This window comes from Pseudomonas berkeleyensis (genome assembly GCF_014109765.1).
In the GTDB taxonomy this organism is placed as follows: domain Bacteria; phylum Pseudomonadota; class Gammaproteobacteria; order Pseudomonadales; family Pseudomonadaceae; genus Aquipseudomonas; species Aquipseudomonas berkeleyensis.
Window position 1 is genome coordinate 4,855,428 of sequence record NZ_CP059139.1, and the last position, 13,188, is coordinate 4,868,615.

Annotated in this window: 15 protein-coding genes; 1 reads left to right on the plus strand and 14 read right to left on the minus strand. The window is 62.6% G+C overall.

The features are described from left to right. Nucleotide 1 precedes the first annotated feature (1 nt). From HS968_RS22590 to HS968_RS22610, 5 genes are read right to left on the minus strand one after another with little or no spacing between them, the layout of a single operon-like run. Nucleotides 2–1,864 carry a hypothetical protein gene (locus tag HS968_RS22590; protein WP_182368744.1) on the minus strand — a complete coding sequence of 621 codons (1,863 nt, stop codon included), beginning with the start codon at nt 1,862–1,864 and terminating at the stop codon, nt 2–4. Then, a complete protein-coding gene (locus HS968_RS22595) occupies nt 1,861–2,205 on the minus strand; it encodes a hypothetical protein (protein WP_182368745.1) in 345 nt (114 codons plus the stop codon). Before HS968_RS22595 ends, HS968_RS22590 begins: the two co-directional genes overlap by 4 nt. Then, nucleotides 2,205–3,941 (minus strand): hypothetical protein, encoded by a 1,737-nt coding sequence (locus HS968_RS22600; protein WP_182368746.1) that lies wholly within the window; start codon nt 3,939–3,941, stop codon nt 2,205–2,207. The genes HS968_RS22595 and HS968_RS22600 overlap by 1 nt, the downstream gene beginning before the upstream one ends. After that, nucleotides 3,938–4,456: a hypothetical protein gene (locus HS968_RS22605; RefSeq protein ID WP_182368747.1), complete on the minus strand. Its 519-nt coding sequence runs from the start codon at nt 4,454–4,456 to the stop codon at nt 3,938–3,940. The genes HS968_RS22600 and HS968_RS22605 overlap by 4 nt, the downstream gene beginning before the upstream one ends. Beyond that, entirely contained in the window at nt 4,453–7,746 is a 3,294-nt protein-coding gene (locus tag HS968_RS22610; protein WP_182368749.1) for a phage tail tape measure protein, read from the minus strand. Before HS968_RS22610 ends, HS968_RS22605 begins: the two co-directional genes overlap by 4 nt. Here HS968_RS22610 and HS968_RS22615 point away from each other — a divergent pair. Beyond that, nucleotides 7,745–7,909: a hypothetical protein gene (locus tag HS968_RS22615; protein ID WP_182368750.1), complete on the plus strand. Its 165-nt coding sequence runs from the start codon at nt 7,745–7,747 to the stop codon at nt 7,907–7,909. The genes HS968_RS22610 and HS968_RS22615 overlap by 2 nt on opposite strands. Before the next feature lie 221 nt (nt 7,910–8,130). On the opposite strand, the gene HS968_RS22620 is transcribed toward HS968_RS22615, so the two are convergent. Genes HS968_RS22620 through HS968_RS22660 form a run of 9 tightly spaced genes read right to left on the minus strand, consistent with a single transcriptional unit; the run spans nt 8,131 to nt 13,176 of the window. Beyond that, nucleotides 8,131–8,490, minus strand: coding sequence for a hypothetical protein (locus tag HS968_RS22620; RefSeq protein ID WP_182368751.1), 360 nt, complete (start codon nt 8,488–8,490; stop codon nt 8,131–8,133). A gap of 50 nt (nt 8,491–8,540) precedes the next feature. Then, nucleotides 8,541–9,278, minus strand: coding sequence for a phage tail tube protein (locus tag HS968_RS22625; protein ID WP_182368752.1), 738 nt, complete (start codon nt 9,276–9,278; stop codon nt 8,541–8,543). A 2-nt stretch (nt 9,279–9,280) separates the two neighbouring features. Further along, on the minus strand, nt 9,281–9,478 hold the full coding sequence (locus tag HS968_RS22630; RefSeq protein ID WP_182368753.1) for a DUF7210 family protein: 198 nt from the start codon (nt 9,476–9,478) through the stop codon (nt 9,281–9,283). An 8-nt stretch (nt 9,479–9,486) separates the two neighbouring features. Then, the gene (locus HS968_RS22635; RefSeq protein ID WP_182368754.1) at nt 9,487–9,954 is read right to left on the minus strand and encodes a hypothetical protein; all 468 of its coding nucleotides are present in this window, start codon (nt 9,952–9,954) and stop codon (nt 9,487–9,489) included. Further along, nucleotides 9,947–10,390, minus strand: coding sequence for a phage virion morphogenesis protein (locus HS968_RS22640; RefSeq protein WP_182368755.1), 444 nt, complete (start codon nt 10,388–10,390; stop codon nt 9,947–9,949). Before HS968_RS22640 ends, HS968_RS22635 begins: the two co-directional genes overlap by 8 nt. Further along, nucleotides 10,387–10,797 carry a gp436 family protein gene (locus HS968_RS22645; RefSeq protein WP_182368756.1) on the minus strand — a complete coding sequence of 137 codons (411 nt, stop codon included), beginning with the start codon at nt 10,795–10,797 and terminating at the stop codon, nt 10,387–10,389. The genes HS968_RS22640 and HS968_RS22645 overlap by 4 nt, the downstream gene beginning before the upstream one ends. A 2-nt stretch (nt 10,798–10,799) precedes the next feature. Next, nucleotides 10,800–11,246, minus strand: a complete 447-nt coding sequence (locus tag HS968_RS22650) for an HI1506-related protein (protein WP_182368757.1) — start codon at nt 11,244–11,246, stop codon at nt 10,800–10,802. Nucleotides 11,247–11,258: 12 nt separating this feature from the next. Further along, the gene (locus HS968_RS22655) at nt 11,259–12,176 is read right to left on the minus strand and encodes a Mu-like prophage major head subunit gpT family protein (RefSeq protein ID WP_182368758.1); all 918 of its coding nucleotides are present in this window, start codon (nt 12,174–12,176) and stop codon (nt 11,259–11,261) included. Between the two features lies 1 nt (nt 12,177). After that, a complete protein-coding gene (locus HS968_RS22660; protein ID WP_182368759.1) occupies nt 12,178–13,176 on the minus strand; it encodes a phage protease in 999 nt (332 codons plus the stop codon). Nucleotides 13,177–13,188 lie beyond the last annotated feature (12 nt).

Consider the following 13,188-nt stretch of genomic DNA (forward strand, 5'->3'; position numbering starts at 1 on the left):
CTCAGACCCAGACGCCGAACGGATAGGCGCCGCCCACGGCACGGGTCACAACATGGATTTCACGAGTAACGGGGTGGTAGGTCGCGCGGATCAACGCACGGTTAGCGTCATCGCTGCCTGTATCGGCATTGGCCATCGTGGCTTGCGGCGCAAAAAAACTGGGCGACCGCGCGAAGGTCGGGGCCGTGCCCGTGGCAGCGGAATAAAGCTCATAGCGGCCGGTGATGACGTTATTGCTTAGCCGCTGCACTGCGTAATCTGTCCGGCTATACGGCCCAGGCGTTGCAGCCTGCTCGACAAACGAGACGGCGACTCGGTGCCACGTCCAATTCACTAGCGGGGCATCTGTGATCTCTGCCCCCGACCGCTCCGCCACCACGGCACCATCGAGCGCTGTGGAGGATGACCAGTGCCAGGTGGCGTGGATTGGCACGCCACCTTGAGGAGGCCAGGCGGCTTGACCGCCGCTACCGAGCCAGAACCTGGTGGTAGCAGAGCCGGCCAGGAAGTCCACGGTCACCGGGCCGAGCCCGCCCCAGAAGCCTCCAAGCACGCCAGTGTTCCAGGTGTACTCGCCCAGTAACTCAAACTGGTTTTCGAAGGTCTGCAACAGCTCGCTGCCGCGCTTAATACGCAGCACGCTGCTCACCCGCTCATGGGAGCGGTACTCAAGCACCGCATTTACATTGCCGGTGGCACCGTCTGCGGGTGAGCGATTCGCTTCGATGTGCCAGCTACCGGAAAAGCTGGCGCCAGCCAACCCGTACTCGCGCACGACGGTAGATTCCCAGTCTGCTGTGAACTCGACAATTTGGTCTGCATCGTCAAAAAGCAGGGCGATGATTCGCCCCTGAACCTCGCGCTCCCCCTGGTCTGAGCCGAGCGAGACCACAAGCTCATGCGTGAGCGAGCCTGGCGGTCGACTACCTGGGGGAACCAGCGAATAGCCGCTGACGACAATATCGGCCTCAGCGTGTGTGACCGCCCCGGCGCCGTTCAACTGTAGGTCTGTCACCGTTACGTCGAAGCTCGGCTCTACAACCGCAGGCGCTATGCTGCCGGTATGGGTTGAGCTGAATTGCCCTAACGTCTGAGAGCGAGAACGCAGCACCTCAAGCGTCACGGCAATGTCCTGGTCAGTGCCTGCAACGCTCAACATCAAGAATCCATAGGGCAGATCACGGCGGTCATTGATGTACGTGACAGACGGATAGAGGCCGATGATCAACTGCCGCCCGGCGCTCGATATGTTTGCGACCCGCATATACAAGAGGGTGCTGCCCTGGGGCGTTCCAGCAAAATCCGCTAGGCCCGCTGGGTTGGCTTGGCCGATATCCACAAGCGAGGCGCTAACCGTCCAAGGTTCAACCGGCTCTGCCCCCAGCTCGCCAAAGGGCCGAACAGTAAATGCCAGGCTGGCCGAGCCGCTTTGCGAGAGCTGGCCGCCCCATGGACTTGGGTAAAACTCTGCGGGCTGGATGAGCCAGCGCTTACCTTCATCGTCAACATAGACCCAGCCCCTTAATGGGTGCCCGAATAGACCCGGCCCCATACCTGACAGCAGGGCATAGTTCTGCCACACACGCCCGGCCGCCGTTTCGGCTTGCAGCTCCTGCGCCTCCCAATCCAACTCGGGCACGCCAGGAACACGCAGCAGATGCGTATCGCCAAAATCCTCGACGTGGCGCTCGGGAATGACGCGAAGTGAGTCCATGTAGCCTTCCGGCAATGGCCAAAGTTGCTCGCCAACCTTGCGGCGTTCAACACCAGCAAAGCTGGCGACGAGGCCGTGGACGGTGCAACCAAATGCGTCTGGCTCGTCCAAAGGATGATCCAAAAGATCATCAAGAAATATCTCTGTCATAGCGGCGGCTCTGCCCACTGGTTGACCACTTCGGCGCCATTGGCATCGACCTGGTGCGTCTGCTTGATAGGGCGATAACGGAATGACAGGAGTCCATCAACAGACGACAAGGTGCGAGCGCCCCAACGCTCACGGGAGTTGTAGTCCTGCTCGATCAAGGGGCTGGCGACGCCGCCACTCGGTGGCAGTTCGTTGGCGTGATCATCCCAGTTGCCACGCCCCTTCTTGGCAGCTACAGCTCCCTTGGGCTCAACAGGGCTGAGCGCTTTACCGCGACCAGATGCCGGGTTAACCAATCGCTTCAGGTCGCTGACAGCGCGTTCACTTTGCACCGTCTTCATCAGCTCAGCTCCAGAGGGTCGCTATCTGCCGAAACCCGGTAAGTGGCCGCAATGGCAACCTTCAATTCATCACGCAGCTCTGCCGCTATCTCAGGGGCCGTCAACTGAAACCGGCGCGGGAACGCGTCAAGCACAGGGTCAAAGTTGTCGTAGTTGCCCGAGAAGCCATCCAGCTCCTCGTCATACTCAGGCAAGCCAGGTCGGCGCCCCATCTGGGTCGGCAGACTCTGTGCGATAGGGTTCATCGGCTCAGGTTCTGGCTGTGGTTCGTATGAGTGAGCGGGAGGAATCAGCGGGTCGGACGCCTCGCCGCCCAAGCGCATAAGGGCAATGGTCAGCGTGGTAACAGGTGCGCCTGATAGGTCGAACTCGTCGACAATTCGGCAGCAGCGAGCGCGTGCTAGATACCCTTGATCCTCGATAAACAATGTCTGTCCCAGCTCAACCCCGAGAACCATGCTGGTTGGTTCGCGCCAGGTCACCAGCGTCTGGTTGTGGGCGCGGAGGATCTCGACACGCCCACGGGCCAGCATGCAGCGGATAACTAGCTGTCGACGGGGCTCGTCAAGAATGTCCTCATGCCCTGTGATGCCGTCCGTGATGGGGTCGGACTCCCAGGCAGTGGATCGCTCCGTTTCCACTTCGTAGGAGGCCGAGTCCCGGCTGTAAACCTCACCCACGTCCTCGATGCTGGCCGGTGCCTCCAGGCGCAGCGTGTAGGTCTCTGTGACGGTCTGCGACCAGCGCCGCGCACCAACCCAAGAGCCGCCCAGCAAAAGCGATGGAAAATTGTTGATCCACGGTATGCCGGTGCCGCATGGGTTGGGTGTGCTCGGTGGCAAGCGATACCAATTGGGGTTAATGATGGTCTGCCCGGAACCCTCAACCGCCGCCTGCACCATCTCGATGTTCGGCAACTCACCTGAGTTACCACGCCACACGCAAAAGCCTGGCAGCCCGGTTTGCCCGGCTGTGTCCAGGTGCTGCCAGTAATAGCTTTTATTCAACTGCCGCAACCGTGCGAACCGAACGGCGACCGTCAACTCGACAACATTGATGAGCTGATCGAGGTCGGCATAGGTGTTACTCGCAGTGTCATAAAGCGTGGTGTCCGGGCCGAAGCGCCAAGCCGGTGCGTCGCTGAACCATGGGGTTAGCCTGATATCCCCATAAACGTCAGCGTCAACACTGGCGGGAATCGTGCTTAGTCGCTCCTGCAGATACTCCCAATGAGACCGGCCGGCCAAGGGGGAAAACACGTCCTGCGTCCAGATCGCGCCGGGCGTCAGCGTGTCGATCTGCTCGATGCTCAGCGCCTCTGCCCGCTGCTGCAACTGGTCACTGCACTGGCATGAAACCAGACGACGGGTGCCGTCCCAGCTCGGCGTAATAATTCGGCCAGTGAAGCGCCGGGCCGAGACAGTGATGCCATCCATGCCTGTACTGACGTAGTTCAAGCGGACTGTCTTACCGCGCCACTCGCTCGGGTTGTAGCTGCCCTCGCTCTCGGGGACATGCAAGGCGAAGTCACACAGAGCGGCCGAGCCTCGCTCGCGGTCTGTAGTCGGTTGCCCGTGCAACCAATCCGACCTGTCCTGATCGCCGATCAGCAGCTCCAGGTGCCAGTAGAAGGCGTGACCGCCAGTGATGGGCTGCGGCTCAGGCTCAGTGACCAAGTGCAACGCCGAGGCGCCATTGAGGACGGCGCCGTTGATCTGCTCGCCGTTGATATTCACAGTTCCTCAGCCTCCAGCGACCAGTCATAAAGCCCCGACTGCTGATCGAAGTCAGACACGACACCCTTGGTATGCACCACGAAGGCTGGCATCCAGCACAGCCGGTACGAAGCCGCTCCGGGCACGGCGCCCAGCTCGATACTCTGGCCGACTTGGTGAAGCTCGGTCTCAAACCAGGTATCGCCAACCCGTGCCAATCCCCAGGGGGCGTAGTCTGGGCGTGGGCCGCCAGACCCGGCCGGCAAGATGAACTCTCGCCCAGCACTATCCTTGCTCCGGGCCTTCACACACCAAAGCTCCAGAGGCATGCCGTAGTTCAGGTCTTCAAGCCCCGGATCAAGGTGGCCGCTGGCGGATGCAGTTATCCGCGACTTGCGCCAGTGGGTCATGATGACCCCCGTTCCCTTGGACAGGCGCAGCAGCGCACCGCCAACAAGCGGCTCGTAGCGCTGACGAATCGGGCCAGAGTGCGCGACGAGTTCGATACCACCTAGAACCAATGCAAGGCGACTCATCTCGGCGCCCCCAGCTTCCGTACCAGGCGCTCCAGATCGTTATTCAGCCGCTCGACTTCTGCGGGCGCCCCCTCCAAGGCATAACTGCCACCCCAGGGCAGCGCCAGGTTGATCGGCTGGCGTTCGCCCATCCGGTCAAGGGACTGCGGGAAGTCTGGGAAGTCCGGCATGGACGTCGCACGCTGGGGTAAGTCGCCTGTGCTGTTCAGATACGCGAGGTTAGCCGCGCCCAGACGCTGAGCCGCCCACGCATTGACGACGAACTCACGGCGCGACGCCGCAAGCAGAACGCTATCACTGGTTGGGCTACCTGGACCATCGACCCAGCCACCGGCCGCACGTTTGACCGGCTCGGCACCGATGATCTCGGCTGCCTTCTTGTCCGACTCGCTCAGCGCCTTGCCGTCCGTGCCCACGTAGTTGACCGGGATAATCATGTACTGCTTGAGGCGCTCGGCCAGCGCCTTGGCTTGTTGCTCCAGGTACTCCGCCGACTGCTCAAAGCCATTGAACTCGATGTTGATACGCTTGAAGGCCTCGGCCTCGGCCAACAGGTCATCCATGCGCGCTTTGATTTCGTCCACGCGCCCTTTGGCATCAATGCGTTTGACGTCCGCATTCAGCTCGTCGAGGCGCGCGGCTTCGTCAGCCAGTTGTGCCAATTCCGTTGCAATACCTGCAAAGCCATAGGTGTTCTCGCCATTGGCTTTCAGTTCGCGCAACACCTCGGCCGCTTCACGCGCCTGGCGAATCGCGCCCTCGGTATCGCCGCGCAGCAGAGACTGGCGTGCGCCTGCCTTGAGGGCACTTACATCTCCGAAGGTCGCGGGGCCATCCTCGGCACTCGCACGCATATCCTTGACCAACTGATCGAACTCTTTCGCCAGATCAGCGCGGGCCTTCATCGCCGCCTGAGTTTTCTTATTCTCTTCCTCTAGGGCTTTGGTGGCCTGCTCGTAGGCCAGCAGCTCTTTACCCAGCGCGTCCTGGATGTTCTTCAGGTTATCGGCCTTGATCTTGGCGATGGTGTCGCGGTGCTTGACCTCCGCCGCCTCACGGGCTGCATGAGCGTCCTGCATTTCCTTTAGCGCTCGGCTGTACGTCGCGGTGCGCTGCAGCGAGGCTTTGGCCTCTTCGGAGACCGGGGCGTCAATGCCGTTACGATCTATGTCCTGGCGAATAGTCAGCTCGGCAAGTTTGCTGTAGTGCTCCTGAGCCATGCGCAGTTGCTCTGCATAGGCTCGGCGCTCAGTCTCGGTCATGCGCGACAACGTCGCGGCAGGTAAAACCACCGTGCTGGCGTATTCAGTGGTGCGGGTGATGGTGTCTTGTAGTGCCTGTTCGTAGTCGCGCTGGCCTTTGATCAGTGCCTGGTGCTGCTTGTGAACCTCGTACAGCTCAGCCAGGTTGCCCGCTGTCCAACTCACCACGCCCAGGGCTAGACCGCCCTTGGCCAGCTTGGCGACGTCGGCCAGTGTGCGCAGCTTTGGAATCAGCGATGTCGCGGCGGTGCCCACGGTGCTCATGCCCGAGGCGGCAGCGCCGGCCGCCGCTGGAGTGGCAGCCATATGCGCAAGCATCAGCGCGTAGGGGTTACGCAATGCGTTGATCGCCGTGCGGATCGACACGACAGCGGCACCGAATCCCAGCACCAGGACAGTTACGTTCCGCACTGGATCGGGCAGCTCGTTGAAGAACGTGAGCAGCTCCGTTCCGGCCTGTACCAGCGGCAAGAACGCTGTTGCTGCCTCGCCCAGTTGCAACTTCAACTCAGCCCACGATGCGTTGAACTTGTCGATTTCGGCCTGGGGCGTGCTGGCAAATTTTCCATAGGCCTCTTCCATCGCGCCCCCTGCACCACGCATGGCTTCGACCTGAGCACGCATGGCGCCAATGTCCTGGGTCAGGGACATGACAGCGGTGCGCGCCTCAACGTCAGGCACCAGTGCGCGCAGGTCGGCGATGTTGAGATCGAGGGCGGCAATGTCTTCCAGGGTGCCGGTCAGGCCGCGCCAACTAATGCCCAGCGCCTCCATCTGCTTGGCAGCCTCTGGTGTCGGCGCGGCCAGGGCGTTGATGGCGCCCTTGAGTGCAGTGGTAGCCTGCGGCGCGCGGATACCGGCAACTGTCATTCGGGCAATCGCGGCGGCCACTTCGTCGAAGCCAACACCGGCAGCGCGGGCGCTGGGCAGGGCGTCACCGATGAAGCGGCTGAGCTCTTCAAACGACACAACGCCGTCGCGAACGGCCAGAAACATCTGGTCGAAGCGCAGCTCAAGGTTGTCGATGCCTTCGCCGTAGGCGTTCACGATGGCCAGGCCACCCTGCATTGCGGTCGCAGTCTGAGTCAGGCCGGCGATAGCCGCCTTGGTCGCCAGGCCGAGCACTTCAATGCCATCTGCCTCAGCAACACCAGATGACAGCGCATCGTTAAGGGCAGACGCTGACTCGGTTGCATCACGGCCCATGGCCACAGCAAGAGCGCGGACGTCATCAGACATGCCCTGGAGCTGGGCGCGGCTCATATTGGTAATACTGTCGATAGCCGCGATCTGCTGGCGGTACTGCGCATAGAAGCGCAACAGGCCAGCGCCTGCGTAGACCATGGCGCCCATGCCCGCGGCGGCGGCACCTACCTGCACCCGCACCTGGCTCAGGCTCTGTACCCAACCATTCGTGCCTTGCTCCAGCTCGGCGACACGTTCACGCAGTCGCACCTTGGCCTGGGCCAGCTCGGCGGTGGTCAGGTTGCCAGTGCGCTGGAGCAACTGATAGTCGCGGGTAAGCTGGGTGATTTCGTTGCGAATCTCCCGGTGTGGGCGCACGCCCAAGGCGTCACGCGCCCCAGCGATGCGCGCTTGCTGATCAGCGGCGCGGGCGGCCTGTGCCATATCCGCCGCTAAACGCTTCTGCTCATTGCTCAGGTAGTTGGTGTCGACACCTACGCCTTTCAGAACTGATGAGAGCTGAGCAAGCTGGCCTTTCTGGCCAGCGATGGCGCGCTCCAGGTTCATCGCCTCGGTAGTAGCGGCCCGGTAGGCGTTCTGCTGCGCGCGGGTCGGCTGCTCGGCGCGGATTAGTTCATCGCGCAATTCACGCACACGCTGACGGGTAGCGTTGAGCTGAGCCTCGTTCTGAACTAGGCTTGCCTGCAGGTCACGAAACGCGCCGATCTGCCCCAGCGGTTGGCGCAGATTCTCGACCAATGCCTTATAGCCGGCCTGGAAGGCCTGCATGTTGCGCCGGCCGGCATCGGCATCGACGGTTACTGAGAGACGGACATCAGTCATGAAGATTTACCACCTGGTTATTCCGCTTGCCTTGATCGCTGTGCTGCTTCCGGCACTGGGCAGCAAGATGCTGGCTGCCCTTATCGGCTTGGCCATCGTCCTTTGGGTTGTCGTTGCGCTAAGCAAACCGCTTTTTGGCCGTAGCCCGGACAAGCCTCGGTGAAAGCCTTTCCTCTTCTCGGCCTGGTCATCTGCCTAGCCCTGTTCCCGCGCTTCACTGCCTCGGCTCTCGCCATCACCGTGCTGGCCAGCCTGGCCGTCTGTCTTGGGGCGCTGTTCCTTAGCGCCCTTGCTTCGCCTTCTCGGCCGCGCTAGTCGCTTCATCCAGCGCCGCTAGAAACGTCCCCCACGGATACGTCCACACCTGGCTATGCCCGTGGCGGATCAGTGCGCTGCCGTTTCTTTCAAGTCTTCCGAGAGCCTTTCGAGGATCTGGCGCCCGGCGCTCTCGATCCGATCCCGCAGGCCGAAAAAATCAGGGTTCACCTCCCGGCAACCATTGACCACTTGTCGCAACTGGCTAGGGGTCATCCCCTCGGCCTGGTCGGCTTTCAGGTCGGTCATGCTGAACAAGTCGGGCAGGCTGACTTCCTGCAACAGGGTGTCGTCGACGACGTCGCCGCCACCTTCGGCAGCGCGTTTCATCCATGCGCGAATCTCGCCCACGGTCAGCTCGCGAACGGTGACAACCTGGGCGGCCGGCCCTTCGCCCACGGTGATGGTTTTGGTTACGGTCATGCTCATGCGTGCAGGCTCCATAGCCGGGCCATTGCGACCCGGCGTGCTGTGGGTGGTTACAGCCAGGTGATGCTGTAGAACGGCGACTGACCGGGCGGGACGCTGGGGTCTGCCAGCACTTCGCCCTTGGCCAGGAGCTTGCCGGGGTTCTCGGCGTCGATCAGGGCCAGTTCTTCGGCAGGCGGTGCTTTCCAGCGGTACACACGGACGATGCAAGGGCGGTTGCCTTCAGCTTCGTTGAGGCCGTCGAACAGCAGCTCGTATTCCTCGCCGGCCTCGACTAGCGGTTCGATACGTTTGGCCGCTTTGCTGACGTAGGCGATGGTCGCCGGGGTCGGCACGGTGATGACGGTACTGCCAGCAGGCACAGTGATACCGGCCGGGGAGATGCGAACCGCCGACAACGGAATCGGTGTGCTGCCTTCAGTCTTGGTGATCACTACGCTGCCAGCACCAGGGAACTCGGTCGGGCTGAGCATGCCGGGCGCCAGCACGATTTCTTCGCCGGTGACGGTTTCGGACTCAACGTCCACGACCTTGCCTTGCAGGGTCATGGCCATGTTCTCGTCAGTCCATTCCTGCATCTGCACGTCGAGACTCACGCCGTCCGGGGTGTCCAGGGTCGCGAGGTTGCCGCCACCAGGGATGCGGTGCTGTTTCCATACCTGCTGGTTGTTGCGGTGGGCCAGTTTCAGCGTCTCGACGTCGCCCAGGTCGCGAAAGCCCGAGCCGGGGACACTACGGCGACGGGCATGCACGATGCCGATGCCCTTAAATACCTTGGGTGCTGCCATGATCAGTTCCCCTTCCCAGTTACACGATCACCGACCTTGAATTGGTCGACGATGATTGCGGCGTCGTCCTCGGAGACGTCGATGGTCGCGTCTTTGGCGACCAGTTCGCCCTTGTGGCGGTGGCCTTTCTCGCGGGTGATCTTCACCTTCACGGTCTTGGCCTGTTTGCCCGCTTCGGCGGGAGTCTCGGTAGTGCTCATGTGTCCTCCTAGCGGACGCGTGGGTGTTGAAACTTCACCGGCCAGGTGATGACCCAGCCGGCAGTGCCTAACGTGTCGAGCGCGGCGTTGTAGAGGTTCGCGCTACGCACGTCTTTTGCATTGATGCTGTCTTGCAGCTCCAGCCCGCAGCGGCTCGCGGGCAATGCGGCCTGCAACGGGCTGGCGACTTGCAGCACGTTTAGTGCGCGGGTGCCTTTCTTGCCGTTGTCGCCGGCCAGCACCACCACCACGGCCTGGCCGCTGGCGATCAACTCGCCCCGGCCCGTCACTTCAAAGCGCAAACCTTCCAGGGCGATACGGCAGGCGAGCTTGTTCGTGGCGTAGTTCTTGAGGTCGGCAACTGTGAAACGACCGCCATGCAGCTCGACGTCAACCTTCCGGCCAGCTTGCTCGTAGCACTGCTCAGCCCAATCCTTGATGCCGCTCAGTACCTCGTCAGCGGTGTACTCAGTCACTTGCGATTTCCTCCAGGTAGTCTTCGATCAGGCCCACCACGTCATCTAGGTCATCACCCTCAAGCCCGAGGAACTCGCGCTGCTCGATGCCGCGCTCAAGGTCGCCGAACTGGTGAGTGGCGGCGTAGATCAGCGGGCTGCCGATCAAGACGCTGTCGCCCTCGACCTGGTGCGTGATGCTGTCGAGCAGATGGCCATCGCCTTGCAGCAGGCTCTGGCCGCTGTGCCGCGTCGTTGCGTACTCGGTCGACCACTCCGGCCAGGGCATCCCGGCCGGGCTTTCCTTGTCTACGGCGATCCGGTGCCGCGTCTGGCTCTCGACTTCGGCGCCGATTGCTTCCAGCAGCGGCGTGGTGTCGAGCTGGGCCAAGCGCTCCAGGCGTCCAGCCAGGCGCGGATCGGCCCACACGTCAGCACGGATGCCGGCGCCGCTCACAGCAACCGCCCAAAGCGCACAGGCTGAGCGTCAAACCAGGCGTCGCCGCTGGTTTCCTGCTCAGGTGGTGTCGGCAAGCCGAGCGATGCGGTGCCAGCGGCTACGCGCTTCAGGTAATCGACGGCATCTTCATAGCGCTGGCGCTTGTCTTCGGTCAGCAAGCCGCCCTCGGACGACATGCGATAGAGGGCGATATCGCCGCAGACCCGCACCAGGACGTCCGGCACGATTGGCAGCGGCAGGCGGTGTTTCACGCCCACATAGCTGTCGATCTCGGACGTGGCGGAGGTCAATGCGTCCTCAACCACGTCCGGGTCGATGTCGCCGTCTTGGTCGCGGTCGGCCACAAGCAGCACGGCATCCAAGCCGTACTGCTTGATCAGCGCCTCAAGGGTCGCGTAGGCCATGGTTAAGCCTCGCCGTCCTTCTTCTCGCCCGGTTCCTCGGCGCTGGCTTGCTCTTCCTGAGCGGCGGGCGTGTCAGCCGTCGCGGCCGGTGCGGTCGGTTTCGCCGCAGACTTTGCCGGCTTTTTCGCAGCGGGTTTGGCACCGGCCTTGCTCGCCTTCGGTTTAGCCGGAGCGGGCTTGCTCGGCTTGGCCGGGGCCGGCTTGGTGGCTTCCTGGTTGGTATTGCTGTCGGTGTCACCAGACTCCGAGCCGCCACCTGGGCCAGCACTCTCCGGCGCCGGGCCAGGTAGCTCGCCATCGAGCAGCTCGACGGTGAGCACCGGGTCGGCCTGGAGCTTTGCCAGCATGCTCTCGGTGAAGCGCTCGGCCGGGTGGTTGGTGGCAAGACGGGGATGGCTGATGCCGCAACGACGGTAGCCGTCCCGTTTTGACTTGATACGAACGATCATGGCGGCGCCCCCTTAGACCAGCTCGTCGCATACGAACAGCTCGGCCGAGCCGGCCCATTCGTTGCCACCGTTCTCGTCCTTGGCCAGGAGCTTGCGGCCGGCTGCTTCCAAGCGCGGCGGCACGACCAGGAGCGTCGGCTTGATCTTCATCGGGCGACCGCCATCAGCAACGAAACCCTGCATGGCAGCACGGGCATTGCCGTAGTGCTCCGCAGTCAGCGGCTGTTGCGATGCGTAGGCCATCTGCCAGAAACCAAAGCCGGCATTGCAGCGGTAGCGCACACCATGCACGTAGGCGTCATGGGTGAACACGTGGTCGCTGTTTTCCGGGTTGGTCTTGCTGGTCAGTTCCGGCTTGGTGCGCTCCTGGAAGATCAGCGGCTTGATGGCGCGGGTGGTATCCAACAGGAACCAGGCCGGGCCAGGGTCTGCGGCTGGCACGTCCATGTTGCTGACCGAGGTCACGGCGCCAGTGCCATCGGCGTTTTCGTAGACCGGGTGCTCTTCGTCGAAGAAGTTCTGGCCGTCGTAGCAGGCGGTGGTAAAGCCCGCCTTGAGCAGCTCGAAAACCAGCAACTCGGGGTGGTACGCAGCAGCGCGGCCCATCTCGGTGAACATCGGCATGAACACGCCAGCCAGGTCGTCCTCGACCTTGTCGCGCTCGATGGTGACGGTGCCCTCGAACTTGCGGTTCTTGATGGCATAGCCGTGCGCGGCCATGTCCTTGAGCACGCGGGCACCGATCCACTCGCGCAGGGTCGGGAACTGGCCCAACCAGGGATAGATGTTCTCGCTTGTGGAACTGGGCACCAGGGTGGCCAGTTTGGCCCACTGGGTCGTTTGCTGGGCGGCGGCCAGCGCCTTTTGGTACTCAGCGCGATAGCCGGCGAACAGCGCGGCCAGCAACGCAGGGGTAATGGATACAGCCATGTTATTGAGCCTCGCTGATGTGTTTGAGGTATTGGGCGTCGGTCATGCCGAACATCCGCGCGGCCTGCTGCTGCTCGGCGTTGAGCGCGGTTTTGTTTTGCTCTTCCACCCGGCCTTCGGGCACGACCGTAGCCGTCACCGAGGGCGCGGCCTTGACGAACTCTCGGAAGCGTTCCAGGCCGCCTTCCTCCTGACAGGCCGCCAGGTGGTAGCCCTTGGTCGCCGGGGTGATCTTCCCGGCCTTGAGGGCCGCGTCGATTTCGGTGTCGATAGCCTTGTCATGCTCGGCCTTGTCGCGCTGCTTGAGCTGCTGCTCGGCGTTGAGGGCGCGCTGCTCCAGGGCGTTGTAATCAAGGCGCGGCACGTACAGATTCAGCGACGGCACGCCCTCGGAGTTGAGGGCGGCCTTTTCCTTGGCCGCCGTCAGCGCGTTGATGGCAGCGACGGCGTCCTCTTCCGTCGCGGTTTCAGGCAAGCCGAGGGCTGCCCGGATGGCTGCTGCGAGCATCGGGATTTTCTCCGTGGTGGGTTGTTCGGCGTTGAGCGCCTTGGTCAGCAAATTCGGTTTGTTGACCAGGCCGAAGCTGCTAAAGCGATGGATGCGACCGGTGTCGTCATAGGTGAAGACCGGCGATATGTAGCGGTACTCGCGCTCAGCGATGGCGTTACGGGCCTTGGCCGTCCACTCGACACGGGCCTCAATGGCGCCGCGCTCGTTGATGCGGTACTCACGCGCCCAGCCGCTGGCCGGTGCTTCTTCGCCTTGCGGGGCTTTCAGCTCGGTTGCGTGTACATAATCGAAGGGCAGATCGGCACCGGCGGTGTGCGCCTTGGTGGCGGCCAGCACCTGGGCCGGGTCATACGTCCAAGTGCGGCCATCGCGGCCTTCCACAGTCGGGCCGGGTGGCAGCACCTCGATCCACTCGGGAACGTCTGCGCTCAGCTCGAAACAGAGGGCTGTAGAGGTGGTGCGATTGTGAGGGGCGTTTTGTGTGTTCATGCCGCCAGTGTC

Coding starts and splice junctions, on each gene's coding strand:
- HS968_RS22590 (WP_182368744.1), bottom strand. CDS start 1,864: ATGACAGAGATATTTCTTGATGATCTTTTGGATCATCCTTTGGACGAG.
- HS968_RS22595 (WP_182368745.1), bottom strand. CDS start 2,205: ATGAAGACGGTGCAAAGTGAACGCGCTGTCAGCGACCTGAAGCGATTG.
- HS968_RS22605 (WP_182368747.1), bottom strand. CDS start 4,456: ATGAGTCGCCTTGCATTGGTTCTAGGTGGTATCGAACTCGTCGCGCAC.
- HS968_RS22615 (WP_182368750.1), top strand. CDS start 7,745: ATGAAGATTTACCACCTGGTTATTCCGCTTGCCTTGATCGCTGTGCTG.
- HS968_RS22610 (WP_182368749.1), bottom strand. CDS start 7,746: ATGACTGATGTCCGTCTCTCAGTAACCGTCGATGCCGATGCCGGCCGG.
- HS968_RS22620 (WP_182368751.1), bottom strand. CDS start 8,490: ATGAGCATGACCGTAACCAAAACCATCACCGTGGGCGAAGGGCCGGCC.
- HS968_RS22625 (WP_182368752.1), bottom strand. CDS start 9,278: ATGGCAGCACCCAAGGTATTTAAGGGCATCGGCATCGTGCATGCCCGT.
- HS968_RS22630 (WP_182368753.1), bottom strand. CDS start 9,478: ATGAGCACTACCGAGACTCCCGCCGAAGCGGGCAAACAGGCCAAGACC.
- HS968_RS22645 (WP_182368756.1), bottom strand. CDS start 10,797: ATGGCCTACGCGACCCTTGAGGCGCTGATCAAGCAGTACGGCTTGGAT.
- HS968_RS22650 (WP_182368757.1), bottom strand. CDS start 11,246: ATGATCGTTCGTATCAAGTCAAAACGGGACGGCTACCGTCGTTGCGGC.
- HS968_RS22655 (WP_182368758.1), bottom strand. CDS start 12,176: ATGGCTGTATCCATTACCCCTGCGTTGCTGGCCGCGCTGTTCGCCGGC.
- HS968_RS22660 (WP_182368759.1), bottom strand. CDS start 13,176: ATGAACACACAAAACGCCCCTCACAATCGCACCACCTCTACAGCCCTC.